The sequence below is a fragment of the Rhodoblastus acidophilus genome, from assembly GCF_900187365.1.
In the GTDB taxonomy this organism is placed as follows: Bacteria; Pseudomonadota; Alphaproteobacteria; order Rhizobiales; family Beijerinckiaceae; genus Rhodoblastus; species Rhodoblastus acidophilus.
Genome location: NZ_FYDG01000004.1, coordinates 237,000 through 251,656, shown reverse-complemented (window position 1 = coordinate 251,656; position 14,657 = coordinate 237,000). Strand labels below are relative to the sequence as shown.

General features: G+C 64.9%; 12 protein-coding genes and 2 tRNA genes. 4 read left to right on the top strand and 10 right to left on the bottom strand.

Annotated features, from left to right (window positions below):
- Positions 1-173 precede the first annotated feature (173 nt).
- Positions 174-695: a bacteriohemerythrin gene (locus tag CFB24_RS11110; RefSeq protein ID WP_088520673.1), complete on the top strand. Its 522-nt coding sequence runs from the start codon at positions 174-176 to the stop codon at positions 693-695.
- A gap of 47 nt (positions 696-742) precedes the next feature.
- On the opposite strand, the gene CFB24_RS11105 is transcribed toward CFB24_RS11110, so the two are convergent.
- The 5 genes from CFB24_RS11105 to CFB24_RS11085 form a co-directional block, all read right to left on the bottom strand.
- Positions 743-1,141, bottom strand: coding sequence for a NifB/NifX family molybdenum-iron cluster-binding protein (locus CFB24_RS11105; protein ID WP_088520672.1), 399 nt, complete (start codon positions 1,139-1,141; stop codon positions 743-745).
- A gap of 33 nt (positions 1,142-1,174) precedes the next feature.
- On the bottom strand, positions 1,175-1,702 hold the full coding sequence (gene petA, locus CFB24_RS11100) for a ubiquinol-cytochrome c reductase iron-sulfur subunit (protein WP_088520671.1): 528 nt from the start codon (positions 1,700-1,702) through the stop codon (positions 1,175-1,177).
- 1 nt (position 1,703) lies between these two features.
- Complete coding sequence (locus CFB24_RS11095; protein WP_425332077.1) at positions 1,704-2,303, bottom strand: PadR family transcriptional regulator; 600 nt, start codon at positions 2,301-2,303, stop codon at positions 1,704-1,706.
- 123 nt (positions 2,304-2,426) lie between these two features.
- Positions 2,427-2,957: an Lrp/AsnC family transcriptional regulator gene (locus CFB24_RS11090; protein ID WP_088520670.1), complete on the bottom strand. Its 531-nt coding sequence runs from the start codon at positions 2,955-2,957 to the stop codon at positions 2,427-2,429.
- A 265-nt stretch (positions 2,958-3,222) separates the two neighbouring features.
- Positions 3,223-3,990, bottom strand: a complete 768-nt coding sequence (locus CFB24_RS11085) for an outer membrane protein (protein WP_088520669.1) — start codon at positions 3,988-3,990, stop codon at positions 3,223-3,225.
- Positions 3,991-4,471: 481 nt separating this feature from the next.
- Here CFB24_RS11085 and CFB24_RS11080 point away from each other — a divergent pair, with 481 nt between their 5' ends.
- Positions 4,472-6,772, top strand: coding sequence for a putative bifunctional diguanylate cyclase/phosphodiesterase (locus tag CFB24_RS11080; RefSeq protein ID WP_158255233.1), 2,301 nt, complete (start codon positions 4,472-4,474; stop codon positions 6,770-6,772).
- Positions 6,773-6,909: 137 nt separating this feature from the next.
- On the top strand, positions 6,910-8,829 hold the full coding sequence (locus CFB24_RS11075) for a methyl-accepting chemotaxis protein (RefSeq protein WP_158255232.1): 1,920 nt from the start codon (positions 6,910-6,912) through the stop codon (positions 8,827-8,829).
- Between the two features lie 209 nt (positions 8,830-9,038).
- On the opposite strand, the gene CFB24_RS11070 is transcribed toward CFB24_RS11075, so the two are convergent.
- Positions 9,039-9,112, bottom strand: a tRNA-Cys gene (locus CFB24_RS11070).
- A gap of 172 nt (positions 9,113-9,284) precedes the next feature.
- Here CFB24_RS11070 and CFB24_RS11065 point away from each other — a divergent pair.
- A tRNA-Asn gene (locus CFB24_RS11065) sits at positions 9,285-9,360 on the top strand.
- A gap of 122 nt (positions 9,361-9,482) precedes the next feature.
- Here CFB24_RS11065 and CFB24_RS11060 read toward each other — a convergent pair.
- The 4 genes from CFB24_RS11060 to CFB24_RS11045 are packed head-to-tail and all read right to left on the bottom strand — an operon-like array spanning position 9,483 to position 14,473.
- A complete protein-coding gene (locus tag CFB24_RS11060) occupies positions 9,483-10,592 on the bottom strand; it encodes an ABC transporter permease (protein WP_088520666.1) in 1,110 nt (369 codons plus the stop codon).
- Between the two features lie 4 nt (positions 10,593-10,596).
- A complete protein-coding gene (locus CFB24_RS11055; RefSeq protein WP_088520665.1) occupies positions 10,597-11,733 on the bottom strand; it encodes an ABC transporter permease in 1,137 nt (378 codons plus the stop codon).
- Positions 11,730-13,457, bottom strand: coding sequence for an ATP-binding cassette domain-containing protein (locus tag CFB24_RS11050; protein WP_088520664.1), 1,728 nt, complete (start codon positions 13,455-13,457; stop codon positions 11,730-11,732). Before CFB24_RS11050 ends, CFB24_RS11055 begins: the two co-directional genes overlap by 4 nt.
- Positions 13,454-14,473, bottom strand: coding sequence for an HlyD family secretion protein (locus tag CFB24_RS11045; RefSeq protein ID WP_088520663.1), 1,020 nt, complete (start codon positions 14,471-14,473; stop codon positions 13,454-13,456). The genes CFB24_RS11050 and CFB24_RS11045 overlap by 4 nt, the downstream gene beginning before the upstream one ends.
- Between the last annotated feature and the right edge of the window lie 184 nt (positions 14,474-14,657).

The following is a 14,657-nucleotide window of genomic DNA, read 5'->3' as shown; positions in this document are numbered from 1 at the left end:
TTGCTTAGCTTGGCTTGGGCTGGCTTGGCCGAACGCCTACGCTTTCAACCCCGATCGCGGCTTCCTCGTTCCATGCGCGCATATTTCAAGTCTGGGTTGCAGACTCTGGTCGCGCTCGGCGCGTTTAAGGAGTATATTAGGCTTTATCGACCTCTTAAGGGGGGATCGTTACAATGTTAATTATCTGGAAGGACGAGTTTTGCATCGATCACGCCGCCATTGACGCTGATCATCGCAACATCATCGGAAGAATAAACTACATCATCAGGGCGATAACGCCTGGGTGCGATCTGGGTGAGATATCGAGTTGCCTGCGCGAACTCTATCGGGTCACCTGCGCACATTTCTTCCGCGAGACTATCCTTCAGGAGGTCTCATCTTTTCCCCACATCAACGAGCATCGCAAACTGCATGAACGCCTGCTTTCCGAATTATTGGATTATATCCAATATGTCGAAAAGCTGGCGTCGGAGACGAAGGGCGACCGCCATCTCGAGCGTGAGCTCGCCGCCTGCAAGTCGTTTCTTTACCGATGGATATTGGGACATATTCTGGATCAGGACAAGAAAATGACCGAATATGTCGAGGCCATGCGAACTGCCGATGACGAGGTTCTCAATCAGGATATCGAGGATCTCATTCCTTATATCGTCAAGACCGCAGGCGTGAACGCGGAAATGTCGCGCGTCGTCTGAGGGGGGCAGGATGCGGCGCCGTGCGAGGCTCGACGCCGCCTTGGAGGTCAGTGCGCCTCGGCGCCGCAGCAGCAGCCGCCCGCTTCGGATTCGTCGTGGTCCTGACTGTGGTCGTGGGGCGCCGGCGCGGCGAGCTTGCCCGAGAGATAATCGGCGACAGCTTGGGCCGGGTCGGTTTGGGCGGTGATGACGGTCATCACGCCGCGCTGCGCCATGCGGTTGACGAAGCCGCCGCCGGCGCTGCCCGCGATCAAAACCTCGACTTCATCGAGCGGATGGCTGGCGTCCGGGTCGGCCGAATGGATGGTCTGCTCCTGCGGCAGTTCGATCCGCTTCACCTCGTGCGGCGGAGCGCCCGGCTCAGCGGCGAACACGATGAAGCGGCGCGCCATTCCGGCATGGCCGGTGACATGTTCAAAATCCTGGCTGGCGACGGCGATATGCATTTTTATCCCTTCCAATCAAAAATTTAACACTGTTCACGCGTCGCCGATCTGGAGTTGCGCGTCCGAGAGGAATTTGTACGGCACGAGGGCGAGATTCTTGGGCGCCGGCCCTTTGCGCACGCGGCCGGAATTGTCGTATTGCGAGCCGTGGCAGTGGCAGAACCAGCCGCCATAATCGCCTTCGTGATTGGCCGGTATGCAGCCAAGATGGGTGCAGGTTCCGTTCACCACCAGCCATTGCTCGTGGCCGAGCTTGACGCGCTCGGCGTCGGGCTGCGGGTCGATCACGCCATCGTCGGCGCGGGCGGCGGCGATCTCCTCCGCGCTGCGGTGATTGATGAACACGGGCTTGCCGCGCCAGAACACCTGAATCGAGCCGCCGACCGGAATGGCGGAAAGGTCGATCAGCAGCGGCGCGCCGGCCGCCACCGTGGCGGAAGTGGGGCTCATCTGCGCGATCAGCGGCCAGGCGGTCGCCGCCGCGCCGAGCGCGGCCGTGGCCCCGGTGGCGATCAGGAGCAAATCCCTGCGGTTGGGGTCGTCCATGGGAATGGCGGTCATTTCAGTCTCCTGCCTTGCGAATGTGACTGGCGGCGCGGGCGAGGACGGCGACGATCTCGGCTTCGGCCTCGGTATCGTCGGCGAGTTTTTTCGCGGCGGCGGCGCGCAGATTGACCAGCGCCGCCTCGACCAGCGGCGGCAGACCGGAGGAGGGGGCGGCGTCCTCCTGGACCTGTGTCGCCAGCGCGCGGGCGCCAAAAGCGGCGAGCCGGTCCAGCACGGCTTCGGCGAGGGCGCGGTTGTCATCGAGAAAGGCGCGGCCCTCCGCCGTAATGGCGTAGAGCTTTTTGGCGCCCTCCGTCTGCGAGGTCACATGCCCCACCTCTTCGAGATAGGTGAGAGTCGGATAGACCACGCCTGGACTCGGCGCGTAGAGGCCGCCGGTTCGTTCTTCCAGCGCCTTGATGATGTCGTAGCCGTGTCGCGGCTGCTGCGCGATCAGCGCCAGCGCGATCAGCTTGAGGTCGCCCTGCGCCAGCATGCGTCCGACGCGGAATTCGCCGCCGCCGCCCCCCATGCCGCCGCCGCGCCCGCCGCGCCAGCCAAAACCGCGTCCCCGGCCGCAGCCGGGACCGCCTCCCGCGCATTCCAGGTGTTCCAAGGCCGCGCCTCCCTAAAAGATATATCGTTAGATAGCTCTTAAGACCTATCTCAACAAGATATATCTTTTGGAAGCGCCCAGCGACCCTTGGTCGCAGGCGATCGCGCGGCGGGCGATTCGCGCTCAGACTGGCCGCAACGCGACCACCCGCTCGACGGGGCGGCCGAACGATTCGCGAATCTCGGGCGCCGCGCCTGCGGCCAGATCGAGCGGCAGGGCGGTCGTCGACTTGATCTTCTGCAATTCGAAATGCGACGTCACATTGCGCAGCGGCATGATGGCGGTGAGGCGCTTGTAAAAATCGTCGTAGGCGGAAATGTCCGACGTCACCACCTTCAGCGCATAATCGACCTCGCCCGCGAGACGGCTGAACTCCAGCACTTCCGGCATGGCCTGGACCGCGCGGACGAAATCGTCGAGCTTTTCGCTTGAATGATCGCCGGCCTGGATGGAAATATGCACCGTCAGCCCAAGGCCGACTTTGGGCGCGCAGAGCAGGGCGACCCGCTTTTTCAAAATCCCGAGCGTTTCCATCTTCTGGATGCGCTTCCAGCAGGGCGTCGCCGAAAGCGCGACTCGCGACGAGATTTCGGCGACGGTCACGGTGGCGTCGTCCTGAAGGATTTTCAAAATCTGCAGATCAATGCGGTCCATCTGGGCAGTCCTTGAATCAAAATCTCGGTCATCGGCGTCTCGCTTGGGCGAGGCGAGGCGCCGGCGGCCAGCGCCTACGCGATTACAAAAATTATCTTGTCTATAAAAATAATCAACTAAACTTTGATCACAAGGCGGAGAAAAGACCCGGCCGGTTGCGGCCGTCGCACGCGGGGCGGGCCGGAACCAGGCGCGAGACGGCGTGGGTCAAAAAAAATCCCGGCCTGAACGGCCGGGATCTTTGTTGAGGCGATCGCGGCTGCGATCAGTATTTGGCGATGACCGACGCGACGTCGAAGGCGTCGAGCTTGTAGTTCAGGCCGATGCGGAACACATTCACGGTCGGCTTGACGGACAGGCTGGCGGACGTGCCGAGAATATTGCCCGACGCCAGGGTGGCCTTGCCGAGATCGGCGTAGAGATATTCGCCCTTGACGCTCCACTGCGGGTTGAGCGCGAGTTCCGCGCCGCCGCCGACGGTCCAGCCGGTCAGGTCGCTGTCCTTGGTGAGGGAGGCCGAGCCGACGCCGGCGATGGAGCCCTTGGCGTAGGAATTCAGGCCGCCATAGGCGAAACCGCCGGTCGCATAGACCAGGATGTTGCTGGTCGCGAGATAGCCGAGACGGCCGCGCACCGTGCCGAAATAATCGAGGCTCGATCCGGCCTTGCCGTCGAACGTCGTGCCGCCCACGGCGCCGCCGGCGCCGAGTTCCGCCTTGACGTCGGTTCCCTGGATGTCGGCTTCAAGGCCGAGCAGGTAAGAGCCGAACTGCTTGTTGTAACCGACCTGACCGCCGCCGAGCACGCCGCCGGAGGTGAGGTGCGCCGAGCCGGAGCCGACGCGCGCCACATTGACCGGATAGTCGAACGTGTCGCCGCCGTAACCGACGTTCGCGCCGATATAGAAGCCGGTCCAGTCCGCGGTCGGCGCGGGCGCCAGCAGGGGCGCCGCCTTGCTCGAAGGCAGGTCGGCGGCGAGGGCGGAACCTGCAAGTGACGCAAGGGTAATGCTGGCAAGGGTAAGAAGTCGCATTTTTTGGCCTCTAACAGTCAGTCATTGCTGGGCCAAGCGAAAGAAAATCCGCCCAAAATACGTAGAGTCACGAACCGGATAAACACGAATCTGTCGCTACGTAAGGCCTCAGACAACCCACAAGTGGCGCCAAAAAGGATCATTTGCATCAGAAAATTACGTAACGTCATGGAATGCGCCCTGACGGTTGTATTGTTGCAACAGTGTGACAACCGGCCGCAGCGTCGTCTGTTGACCATCGGAGCGGAAGTTTTGAGGCGTTGCGTCCGCGGGATTCGGGCTCGCCGCGCGGGCCAAGCTTTGACGCCGGCGCGTCCTGCGTGTGGCGGCGACAGGCGGCCCTTATGATAATATGAAGTTTTTTTGACGATTTACCAAACACTTGATCCGATTGGACCGGAAATCTCTGGGTTAATCTTTATGAAAGAGGATGCAACTAGCGGTAGAGGCCGTTCGTCATCTGCGTTCAGAGTCTCCCCGGATGCGCCTCGCTGTTCAAACCAAGATCACGGCCGTTGTCGGCCTGTCGTTCCTCCTCGCGGCGGCGCTATCGGCGGCGGCGGTCTATCTCGCCGATCTCGAATGGCGGCAGTCGCAGGCCATCGTGGACGACTTCGAAGTCGCGATCGAAGCCAACGGCCTCGCCCAGGACGTGCAAAAGACGGCGGCGCAGGTCATGGCGGTGCTGCTCGCCGAGGATGCGGCCGCCGCGCGCGACAGGTCGATCGAGTTGCAGCGCGACCTCCGCAAGGTCGCGGAGTCCCGGACCTCGCTGTTGTCCAGGGTCGGCGCCGAAATGTCCGCGTCCGACAAGGCGCGGCTGTCCCTGCGCATTGACGAGTTCATCGCCTATCAGGCGGACACGGCGAAACTGTGCCTGGAGGTCTCTCCCAAGGCCGCGATCATCCAGGCCAACGACCGGGCGACCGTCGTGAACCGCCAGAACATGCTGGCCGACGTGCAGCGCCTGAGCCAGGACATGCTCGCCAACGCCGCCGCCATGCGCACGTCCTGGACCATCGGCCGGCGCGTCCGGTTGGCGATGCAGCAGACGGTTCCCGCCGCGACCGTGGCGATTGGCGCGCTGGTCGCGATCATGCTGCTGCGGCGCCGCAACGCCACCCGGCAGAAGCGGCGTTACGACGTGGCGATGAACAATATGCCGCTGGGCATCTGCATGGCCGATGAGAACGGCGTGTTGACCATCGTCAATGATCGCCTGCCGGCGTTTTTCGGCATCGAGACAGATTTGAGCGGCCAAAGCATCCGCCGGCTGGCTGAGGAAATCGCCGCGAGCGCCAAGCTTGTCGACCAGGACCGCGCCGCTTTCATGACCCAGTTCGGCCGGCTGTTCGAGGCGCCGTTCCCGACGCCCTTCGTCGCGGAGCTTGGCGAGCGCCAGTTCGAGATTCGTTGCCACCAGATGGACGACGGCGGCCGCCTGATCGTGATCGACGACGTCACCGCCGCCCGGCGCGCGTCGCAGAAAATCGAGCGCCTGGCGATGTTCGACGCTTTGACCGGGCTGTCCAATCGTTTCCACTTCCGCGACCAGCTCGCCGCGTCCATCGAAATGTGCGGCAACGGCAAGCGCACGTTTTCGCTGCTGATTCTCGATCTCGACGCGTTCAAGGAGGTCAACGATTCGCTGGGGCATCCCGCCGGCGACCGGCTGCTGTGCCAGGTGGCGGATCGTTTGAAGGCGACGGTCGGGGAGGCCGGTCTGGTGGCGCGTTTCGGCGGCGACGAGTTTGGCGTCATCCTCGCCCCCACCATCGCGCCGTCCGAACTCGACGAGGTCTGCCATCGCCTGATCGATGCGATCAGCGCCCCCTATCAGATCGACCGGCACAGCGTCGTGATCGGCGCCAGCATCGGCACGGCTTCGTTCCCCCGCGACGCGGCCACCGCCGAAGCCATCGTCAAATGCGCCGACATCGCCCTCTACCGCTCCAAGTCGCTGGGCCGCTGCTGCTTCCGCCATTTCGACCTGTCGATGCAGGTGGAGGCGATGCAGCGGCGCCAGATCGAATGCGACCTGCGCGCGGCGATCGTCAAGAACGAGCTGGAGCTGTTCTACCAGCCCATCGTCGATGTCCGCGACAATCGCGTCCACACATTCGAGGCGCTGTTGCGCTGGCGGCATCCGACCCGCGGCCTGATCTCGCCGGATGCGTTCATTCCGATCGCGGAGGAGACGGGGCTGATCGTGGAAATCGGCGAATGGGTCGTCGAGCGCGCCTGTCGGGATGCGACGGTCTGGCCGGACGACATCCGCGTCGCCGTGAATTTTTCGCCGGTTCAGTTCCGGCGTTGCGACGTGGTCGCGCTGATCGCGCGCACGCTGGCGGCGGCCGGGTTGGCGCCCGACCGGCTGGAAGTGGAAGTGACCGAGGCCATCCTGATCCGCGACGCGGAAGCCACCTGCGTGGTGTTCGACGATCTGAGGCGCCTGGGCGTGCGGCTTTGCCTCGACGATTTCGGCTCAGGCTATTCCAGCTTGAGCTATCTGAACAAATTTCCGTTCGACAAGATCAAGATCGACCGCGCCTTCGTCAGCGACATGCACAATCCCAAATCGCTGGCGGTCATTACAGCGATCACCCAGCTCGCCGAACGCCTCAACTTGTCGCTGGTGGTCGAAGGCGTCGAGTCGGAAGAACAACTGGCGATCCTCACCAATCGCGGCATCCATCATATTCAGGGCTATCTGTTCAGCCGGCCCCGGCCGTTCGCCGAGCTGCTGCCCGTCGCGGTGCGGGCGCCCGGCAAAGCGGCGTGATCGCGCCGGCGGGCTTGCGCGGTCCGAGCGCCTTCATGCTGTAACGTCAAGCGGTTAGACTTTTCATCAAGGCTTCCTTAACCGTAATGCTGCAAGTTAAGGTTGCGCTTACATTGAACGCTAGCGGAATACGCGTCATGCCAATGCAGAACCTGTCCTTGTCGCACAAGCTGTTTTCGGCATTGGCGATCCTTGTCGTTCCCCTTGTATTTCTTTTGTATTTTGTGGTGATCGAGAAGGATTCGCTGATCCAGTTCACCCAAAAGGAAATGGCGGGCGTGACCTATTTGCGCGCGCTTCAGCAAGGGTTCGCCTCGGCGCTGGCGGAGGAAAGCTCGGGGTCGGCGGCGGCGATCCTCAAGGCGGAGGAGCAGGATCAGGGACGTTTGGGGTTGACGCGCCTGAGCCGGGACATTGTGGACGCGCTCAGGTCGCATCGCTATGACGCGGCGCTGCCGAAATTGCTGGAAGCGATCACCGCGGCGTCGGACAATTCCAACATCACGCTGGATCCCGAGGCCGACGCCTATTTCGTCGGCGACCTTCTGGTCAACCAGACCCAGGCGATCCTGCAACGCTCCACCGAACTCGTCGGCGCCGCCCGGGCGCTGCAACAGAGCAAATCGGAGGCGGCGACCATCGAATTCGCCGTGGCGAGCACGAGTCTCGCCTCGGCCGCCGTCAGTTTCGCCAACGATTGGAGCCGGGCGGTCAATGGCAATGCGGATGGCGCGCTGCGCGAGGCGCTCGGCCCGACCATCGAGCCGATCGTCAAGCTGCTGCCCCAACTGGCGGAGGCCGCGAAAGCCCATGACGTCGCCGCCATTCTGGCGCTGGAGCCGGACGTGGAGAGCCGCATTCTCACCGCGCTGCCCAAGCTCGACGACGCGATGCAGCAATTGCTTGAAGCCCGCGTCAAGGGATACCGCGCCGTCGTCTTTGAGCGCCTGGGCGTCTCGCTGGCGGCCGCCCTGGTCGGCCTGATCATCGCGTTGGTGGTCGTCCGCTCGATCACCCGCCCAATTGTCAAAATCGTCCACGCGCTCGACGCCATTCAGAACGGGCGGTTCGACACGGCGATTCCCGACATCCGCAGCCGCGACGAAATCGGCCAGCTCGCCGTCGCCGCCGCACGTTATCGCGAGGCCGCCGCGCAAGCCGCCGAGGCGCAACGGGAAGTCAGGCGCCGGCACGAAAGGGAAATGCAGGACGCCAGCGCCAAGAGCGAAAGCAGCGCCGCCTTCACAAAAAACATGCACGAGGCCATCGCCGCGCTTGGCGGCCAGATCAAGCGAACCGAGGGCAGCGCCTGCCGGATCGCCGACCAGACCGACGCCGCCGCCAGTCAAGCCACGGCCATCGCGGAATCGGCGCAGCAGGCCGCGGCCACCGTGCAACTCGCCGCCCGTTCCGCCGATCAATTGGCGACGTCGATCGGCGAGATCGCCAACAGCGTGATCGAGGCGTCCGAGATCACGTCCGCCGCGTCCAGCGAAATGCGGCAGGCGCAGAATCTGGTCAAGAACCTGTCGGGCGCCTCGGAGAAGATTCGCGCCGTGATCGGCCTGATCAACGACATCGCCGGTCAGACCAACCTGCTGGCGCTGAACGCCACCATCGAGGCGGCGCGCGCGGGCGACGCGGGCCGCGGCTTCGCCGTCGTCGCCTCCGAGGTCAAGACGCTGGCGGGCCAAACCGCGCGCGCCACCGAGGAAATCGCCAGCCATATCCACGCCGTCACCGAAGCGTCCGGTCAGGTGATCGCCGCGATCAACGAGGTCGACGCCACCATCGAGCGGGTCAATCGGGTGTCGTCGTCCATTGCGGGCGTGATCGAGCAGCAGCGCGCCGCGACTCAGGAGATCGCCCGAAATGTTCAGCTGGCGGCGTCGAGTTCGGAGGAAGTGACGGTCAGCGCCGCCCATGTGGCGCAAGCGATCGCCGCCTCGCGCGACGAGACGTTTGAAGTGCGGAACATTGTGAGGGAATTGGAGCAGGAAGCCGCGCATTTGCACAAGAATGTCGCCGCCTTCGTCTCGACCGCGCAGGCGGCGTGACCCCAAGCGACGCCGGTCGCGCCCGTGGGCGCATGGCCGACACGGCGGCGAAGGCCGGCGAAATAGGCTGGGCAGGCCCGGCGGGCCACATCCAGCCGATTTCTCGCATTTGAACACCCGCCCTCAAACGCAAGCGGACAAGCGGTCCCAGCAAAACCAAGCCTAGCAGGCTGATTTTGCACGAGTCTGGATGCTGATTGAAGGATTTTTGGAGGCCTCGCCCGGAATCGAACCGGGGTGCAAGGATTTGCAGTCCTCTGCGTAGCCACTCCGCCACGAGGCCGCCGAGCGCGCTTCGCGCTGGACGATGCAAGGCCTATAGCAGCAGAACCGCTGTCGCCGCAAGCTGGTGTTTGTGCGTTCGGACCACTTTCTCATTTCTGTCGCGAAAAGTTCGCTGGGGGGGTTTTCAATCCGATTTCACGCTGCTATACGCAATTCACCGCGCAACGTGATCCCTGATAGCTCAGCCGGTAGAGCAAGCGACTGTTAATCGCTGGGTCGCAGGTTCGAGTCCTGCTCAGGGAGCCACCTTCTCAACACAGTAAAACTTAATCCGGCTGCGCCGGATTGTCGGCGCAAGCCGCCGCAATTTACGCGCGACTTCGGCGCGACTTGGAAACGTCTGGCGCTTCCGCTTCGCCGGTCGGAATTTACTGGATCGTACGCCGGAACATCCAGGTCGCCGCCGACATGGTCGCGACCGCCACCAGCGCCATCGGCCAGATTCGCTGCGCCACCAGCCAGATCGGCATGTCGCGCAGGAACAGCCCGCGCACGATCACCAGAATGTGGGTCAGCGGATTCATCAGCGAGACCGGCTGCAGCCAGTCCGGCATGTTCTGCACCGGCGAGGAAAAGCCGGACAGCATCATCGCCGGCATCATCACCACCATTATGCCCATCATCGCCTGCTGCTGGGTCGAAACCAGCGACGAAATGAACAGGGCGATGCCGATCACGGCGATGAGAAACACGAACAGGCTGAAAAACAGCGCCAGCGGCGAGCCGAGCAGGGGGATGCCGAACAGCACAATCACGATCAGCGCCAGCACGGCGCATTGCGCCATGCCGATGATCATGCCGGGCACGGCCTTGCCGATGATAATTTCGAACGGCTGCAGCGGCGACACCAGCAATTGCTCGAACGTGCCGAGTTCGCGCTCGCGCGCCACCGACATGCCCACGATCATCAGCACCATGGTCATCGGCAGGGTCGCGATCAGAATCGGCACCATGGCGTTGCGATATTCGCGATTCGGATTGTACCAGCTGCGATCGACCAGCGCGCTCGCCGGGTCCTGCGCGCTTCCCGCCAGCGAATCGGTCCCGAACTGGGTGATGATGGTGGTGAGATAGGAGTTCACCAGCTGGGCGCTGTTGGATTTGCGGCCGTCGAGCACCAGCAGCACGCTCGGCGTCTCGCCCGCCGCCATCTTGCGCGAAAATTCCTGGTCGATCTGCACCACCGCCATCACCTCCTGCCGATCCACCGCCGCGCGCGCCTCGCTCTCGCTGGCGTAGCGGCGGATTTCGGAAAAGGCCGAGGCGCGTTCGAATCGGCTGATGAGTTGCGCCGACTGCGCGCCCCAATCCTGATTGACCACGCCGACGGGGACGTTGGTGACTTCCATCGTGGCGGCGAAGGCGAACAGGACCAATTGAATCAGCGGCGGCGCGATCAGGGCGACGCGCGCCTTGGGATCGCGGAAGGCCGCGAGCAGTTCCTTGACGACGAGGGCGGACAGGCGCGTCCAGATCATGGCTTCAATCCAGCGTCTGGCGCGTCTTGCGCGCGGTGAGGGTGAACAGCAGCGCCGACATGCCCAGCAGGATGGCGCTGGCCGGCAGAATCACCGCCCAGATGTCGCCGGCGAGGAAAATGGTCTGCAGCCCCGGCACGTAATAATAGGCGGGCACCACGCGCGCGAAGGCGCGCAAGGGGGCGGGCATGCTGGCGACTTCGAACAGGAAGCCGGAGAAATAGAGGCCGGGCAGGAAGGCGACCATCATGGCCATCTGACTCGCCAGGAATTGCGTGCGCGCCACCGTCGAGATCAGCAGGCCGAGACTCAGCGCCACGATGAGGAAGATGGCGGTGAAGGCGGTGAGGGCGAGCAGCGATCCGCGCAACGGAATGTCGAACACGAACAGCGACGCCAGCACGCACACGCCCATGGCGCACATGCCCAGAATGAAATTGGGCGCGAGCTTGCCGAGAATGAACTCCAGCACGCCGACGGGGGTCGCCAGCAGCGCCTCCATCGTGCCGCGCTCCCACTCGCGCGACACCACCAGCGCCGTCAGCAGCGAGCCGATCATCATCTGGATCAGCGAGATCGAGCCGGGCACCAGGAAGCGGCGACTTTCCAGCTCGGGGTTGAACCAGACGCGGGTCTGGACGTCGATCTGGCCCGGCGGTCCCGCGGCGCCCAGGCCGCGCTGCGCCTCCCACGTCCGCCACGCGCCCTGCACATAGCCGTTGACGAGGGCGGCGGTGTTGGGGTCGCTGCCGTCGGTGACCACCTGGATCGCCGCCGTGTCGCCGCGGCCGAGCCGCTGGGCGAAATCGCCCGCCAGCACGATCACCGCATTGAGCTTGCCCGCCGACAGGTCGTCGAGGAAGGCGCGGCGGTCGGCGGACTGGCGCACCTCGAAATAGCGGGTGTTGCTGAGTGAGATCAGGAATTCACGCGCGGCGGGCGTCGGCTCCTCCAGCGTCAGCCCGACCTTCAGCCGGGTGGCGTCGAAGGAAATGCCGAAGCCGAACAGGAACAGCAGCAGCGCCGGCAGCACGAAGGCGACGACGAAGCTGGACGGGTCGCGCGAGACTTGCAAGGTTTCCTTGATGGTCAGCGCCCTTATGCGCCGCCAGCGCGCCTGCAGCGAGGATGTGTCGCTCATGCCGCCGCCCTCGGTTTGTCGCTCTCCTCCACCAGGGCGACAAACGCGTCTTCCAGCGTGGGGGCGGGGATTTCGGGCGAGCGGACGCGGGCTTGCAGCGCCTCCGGCGTACCCACGGCGATGGCGCGACCGCGATAGATCAGGGCGATCCGGTCGCAATATTCGGCTTCGTCCATGAAATGGGTGGTCACCATCACGGTGACGCCGCGCCCCACCATGGCGTTGATCGTGGCCCAGAATTCGCGGCGGGTGAGCGGATCGACGCCCGAGGTCGGCTCGTCGAGGAACAGCACGGGCGGTTCGTGCATGATCGCCGCCGACAGCGCCAGCCGCTGCTTGAAGCCCAGCGGCAGGCCGCCGGCGTTTTCATCGAGATGCGGCTTGAGGTCGAACGCCTCGACGACCCGCGCCACCGCCTCGCGGCGCCGGGCGCCGGACAGGCCGTAAGCGCCGGCGAAAAATTCGAGATTCTGCCGCACGCTGAGATCGCCATAGAGCGAGAATTTCTGCGCCATATAGCCGAGTCGCCCGCGCGCCGCCGACGAGGCTTTGTAGAGGTCGAGGCCATCGACCAGCGCCGTGCCTTCGGTCGGGCGCAGCAGGCCGCACATCATCTTGAACGTGGTGGACTTGCCGGCGCCGTTCGGCCCGAGCAGGCCGAAGATTTCGCCGCGCTTGATCTGAAACGTGATGGAATCGGCGGCGGTGAAATCGCCGAACCGGCGCGTCAGCGCGCGCGCCTCCACCGGCAGGGCGCCGCTGTCGTCCATTGGCGCGCGCGCGGCGACCGACAAGGCGTGTTTGGCCTGACCGCCGAGCAAGGCGACGAAAGCGTCCTCGAAGCGCGGGGCGGCGGCGACGATTTCGACCGGGGCGGCGGCGCCGAGGTTTTCGGGCTGCGGCGCGGGGGCGCCCTCGGCGGTGACGAGGCGAATCGCCTCGCCCTGCAGCACGCCATCGACAATGTCGGGCCGCGTCAGCGCGCGGGCCAGCGCCTCGCGGCGTTCCGCCCCGGCGCCGCGGGCGTGGAACACCCGGCCCGCCATTGTGGCGGTCATGGCCTTGGGGTCGCCCTGGTACAGCACGCGCCCGCCGTTCATGACGATGACCTCGGCGCAGTTCTCGGCCTCGTCGAGATAGGCGGTGCTCCAGACCACGCCGACACCCTCGGCGATCAGCGCATAAACCATGCGCCACAGTTCGCGCCGGGAGATCGGATCGACGCCGACGCTCGGCTCGTCGAGCAGCAGCAGGCGCGGCGAGCGCAGCATGGCGCAGGCGAGGCCAAGCTTCTGCTTCATGCCGCCCGACAGCGCGCCCGCGAGCCGGCCGGTGAAGCGGGCGAGATCGGTGAAGGCGAGCAGCCGCTCGAACGTGTCCGTGCGGGCCTGCCCGAGCACGCCGCGCAAATCGGCGTAGAGGGTGAGATTTTCGAGGACAGTCAGATCTTCGTAGAGGCCGAAGCGTTGCGGCATGTAGCCGATCACGTCGCGGATGTCCGCCGCGCGGGCCACAGTGTCGAAGCCGCAGGTTTCTATGCGGCCGGCGCTTGGCTTGAGCAGGGCGGCCATCAGCCGCATCAGCGTGGTCTTGCCGGCGCCGTCCGGCCCGACCAGCCCGGTGACCTGGCCGGGCTTGATCGTGGTCGTCAGGTTCTGGATCGCCGGCGGCCCCGCCCCGAACGACTTTTCCAGCGCCGTGATGACGACCAGGGCGTCGGTCATGGCCGCGCGCTTTCCGACAGGCGGGGGCCGTCCGGCCCGGCCGCGTTGACCGTCGCCGTGACCGGCATGCCCTGGCGCAGCACCCCGTCGGGATCGTCGGCGACGATGCGGACGCGATAGACCAGGGCGGTGCGCAATTCGCGGGTTTCCACCGTTTTGGGCGTGAATTCCGCCGTGGTCGAGATGAAGCCGATCCGGCCCGTCATCGGCTTGGCCTGCGGCGCATCCAGCCGCAGATCGACCGGCTGGCCGGGCTTGATGCGGCCGAGTTCGAGTTCGGACACATAGGTGCGCACCCAGACCGGGGTGGTCAGGCTCACGATGAAGACGGTTTCGCCGCCGTTGACGATGGCGCCGGCTTCGCGCACCCGGCTCAGGACGATGCCGGGGCCGGGCGCGATCAGGTCGGCGTCGGCCAGCTGGCGTTCGGCGATGCCGATGGCGGCTTCGCGTTCGGCGAGCTGGCCGCGCGCGAGATCAATGTCTTCCTTGCGGAAGCCGGCCTTCATCAGATTGAGCGCCTGCCGCGCCGATTCGCGCTGCGCCTCCGCCTGCCGCGCCGCCATGGTGGCGTCGTCATAGGTTTTCTGAGTGCCCGCGGCGGTGGTGAACAGTTTTTGCGCCCGCTCGGCGGTGAGCTTCATATTGGCGAGCGTGGCCTCGCGCTCGGAGACCAGGGCTTCGGCCTGGGCGATTTCCTCGGGCCGGTTGCCGGCGATCATCTTGGCCAGATTGGCGGCGGACTGGTCGCGCTGCGCCCGCAATTGCCGCAGCGTGTCCTCGAAATAGATTTTATCGAGGGCGGCGAGCTTCTGGCCGGCGACGACATGGTCGCCTTCGTCCACGAGCAATTGCGCGATGCGGCCGGCGACCTTGAAGCCGAGATTGACCTGACGGACCTCGACATTGCCCTGCAGGACGAGCGGCCCTTCGGCGGGGCCGCGCCGGCTCCACCACCAGCCGCCGCCGGCCAGAAGGGCAAGGATGACAACAATGACAATGACGCGCGGCTTCATGGCGTCGGCTCCCGTGCTGTGCGGCCCCGTTCGGCAAGCTTGGGATGGCTTCGCGTCGAGAAGGATGGCGGAAGCGCCAATCGCCCGCAACGGGGACAGGCCGGCATTTTAGAATGACTGACTGGTTAGTCAAGCACGGTCTCGAGTGGGCTGGGCGCGGGTGTGGGGACGACGGGCGGGGAGG

Excerpts from the sequence above, each read along its gene's own strand:
- CFB24_RS11080 (WP_158255233.1), top strand. The coding sequence starts at position 4,472 with ATGCGCCTCGCTGTTCAAACCAAGATCACGGCCGTTGTCGGCCTGTCG.
- CFB24_RS11075 (WP_158255232.1), top strand. The coding sequence starts at position 6,910 with ATGCCAATGCAGAACCTGTCCTTGTCGCACAAGCTGTTTTCGGCATTG.
- CFB24_RS11050 (WP_088520664.1), bottom strand. The coding sequence starts at position 13,457 with ATGACCGACGCCCTGGTCGTCATCACGGCGCTGGAAAAGTCGTTCGGG.
- CFB24_RS11105 (WP_088520672.1), bottom strand. The coding sequence starts at position 1,141 with ATGCATATCGCCGTCGCCAGCCAGGATTTTGAACATGTCACCGGCCAT.
- CFB24_RS11045 (WP_088520663.1), bottom strand. The coding sequence starts at position 14,473 with ATGAAGCCGCGCGTCATTGTCATTGTTGTCATCCTTGCCCTTCTGGCC.
- CFB24_RS11110 (WP_088520673.1), top strand. The coding sequence starts at position 174 with ATGTTAATTATCTGGAAGGACGAGTTTTGCATCGATCACGCCGCCATT.
- CFB24_RS11060 (WP_088520666.1), bottom strand. The coding sequence starts at position 10,592 with ATGATCTGGACGCGCCTGTCCGCCCTCGTCGTCAAGGAACTGCTCGCG.
- CFB24_RS11090 (WP_088520670.1), bottom strand. The coding sequence starts at position 2,957 with ATGGACCGCATTGATCTGCAGATTTTGAAAATCCTTCAGGACGACGCC.
- CFB24_RS11055 (WP_088520665.1), bottom strand. The coding sequence starts at position 11,733 with ATGAGCGACACATCCTCGCTGCAGGCGCGCTGGCGGCGCATAAGGGCG.
- CFB24_RS11085 (WP_088520669.1), bottom strand. The coding sequence starts at position 3,990 with ATGCGACTTCTTACCCTTGCCAGCATTACCCTTGCGTCACTTGCAGGT.
- petA (WP_088520671.1), bottom strand. The coding sequence starts at position 1,702 with ATGACCGCCATTCCCATGGACGACCCCAACCGCAGGGATTTGCTCCTG.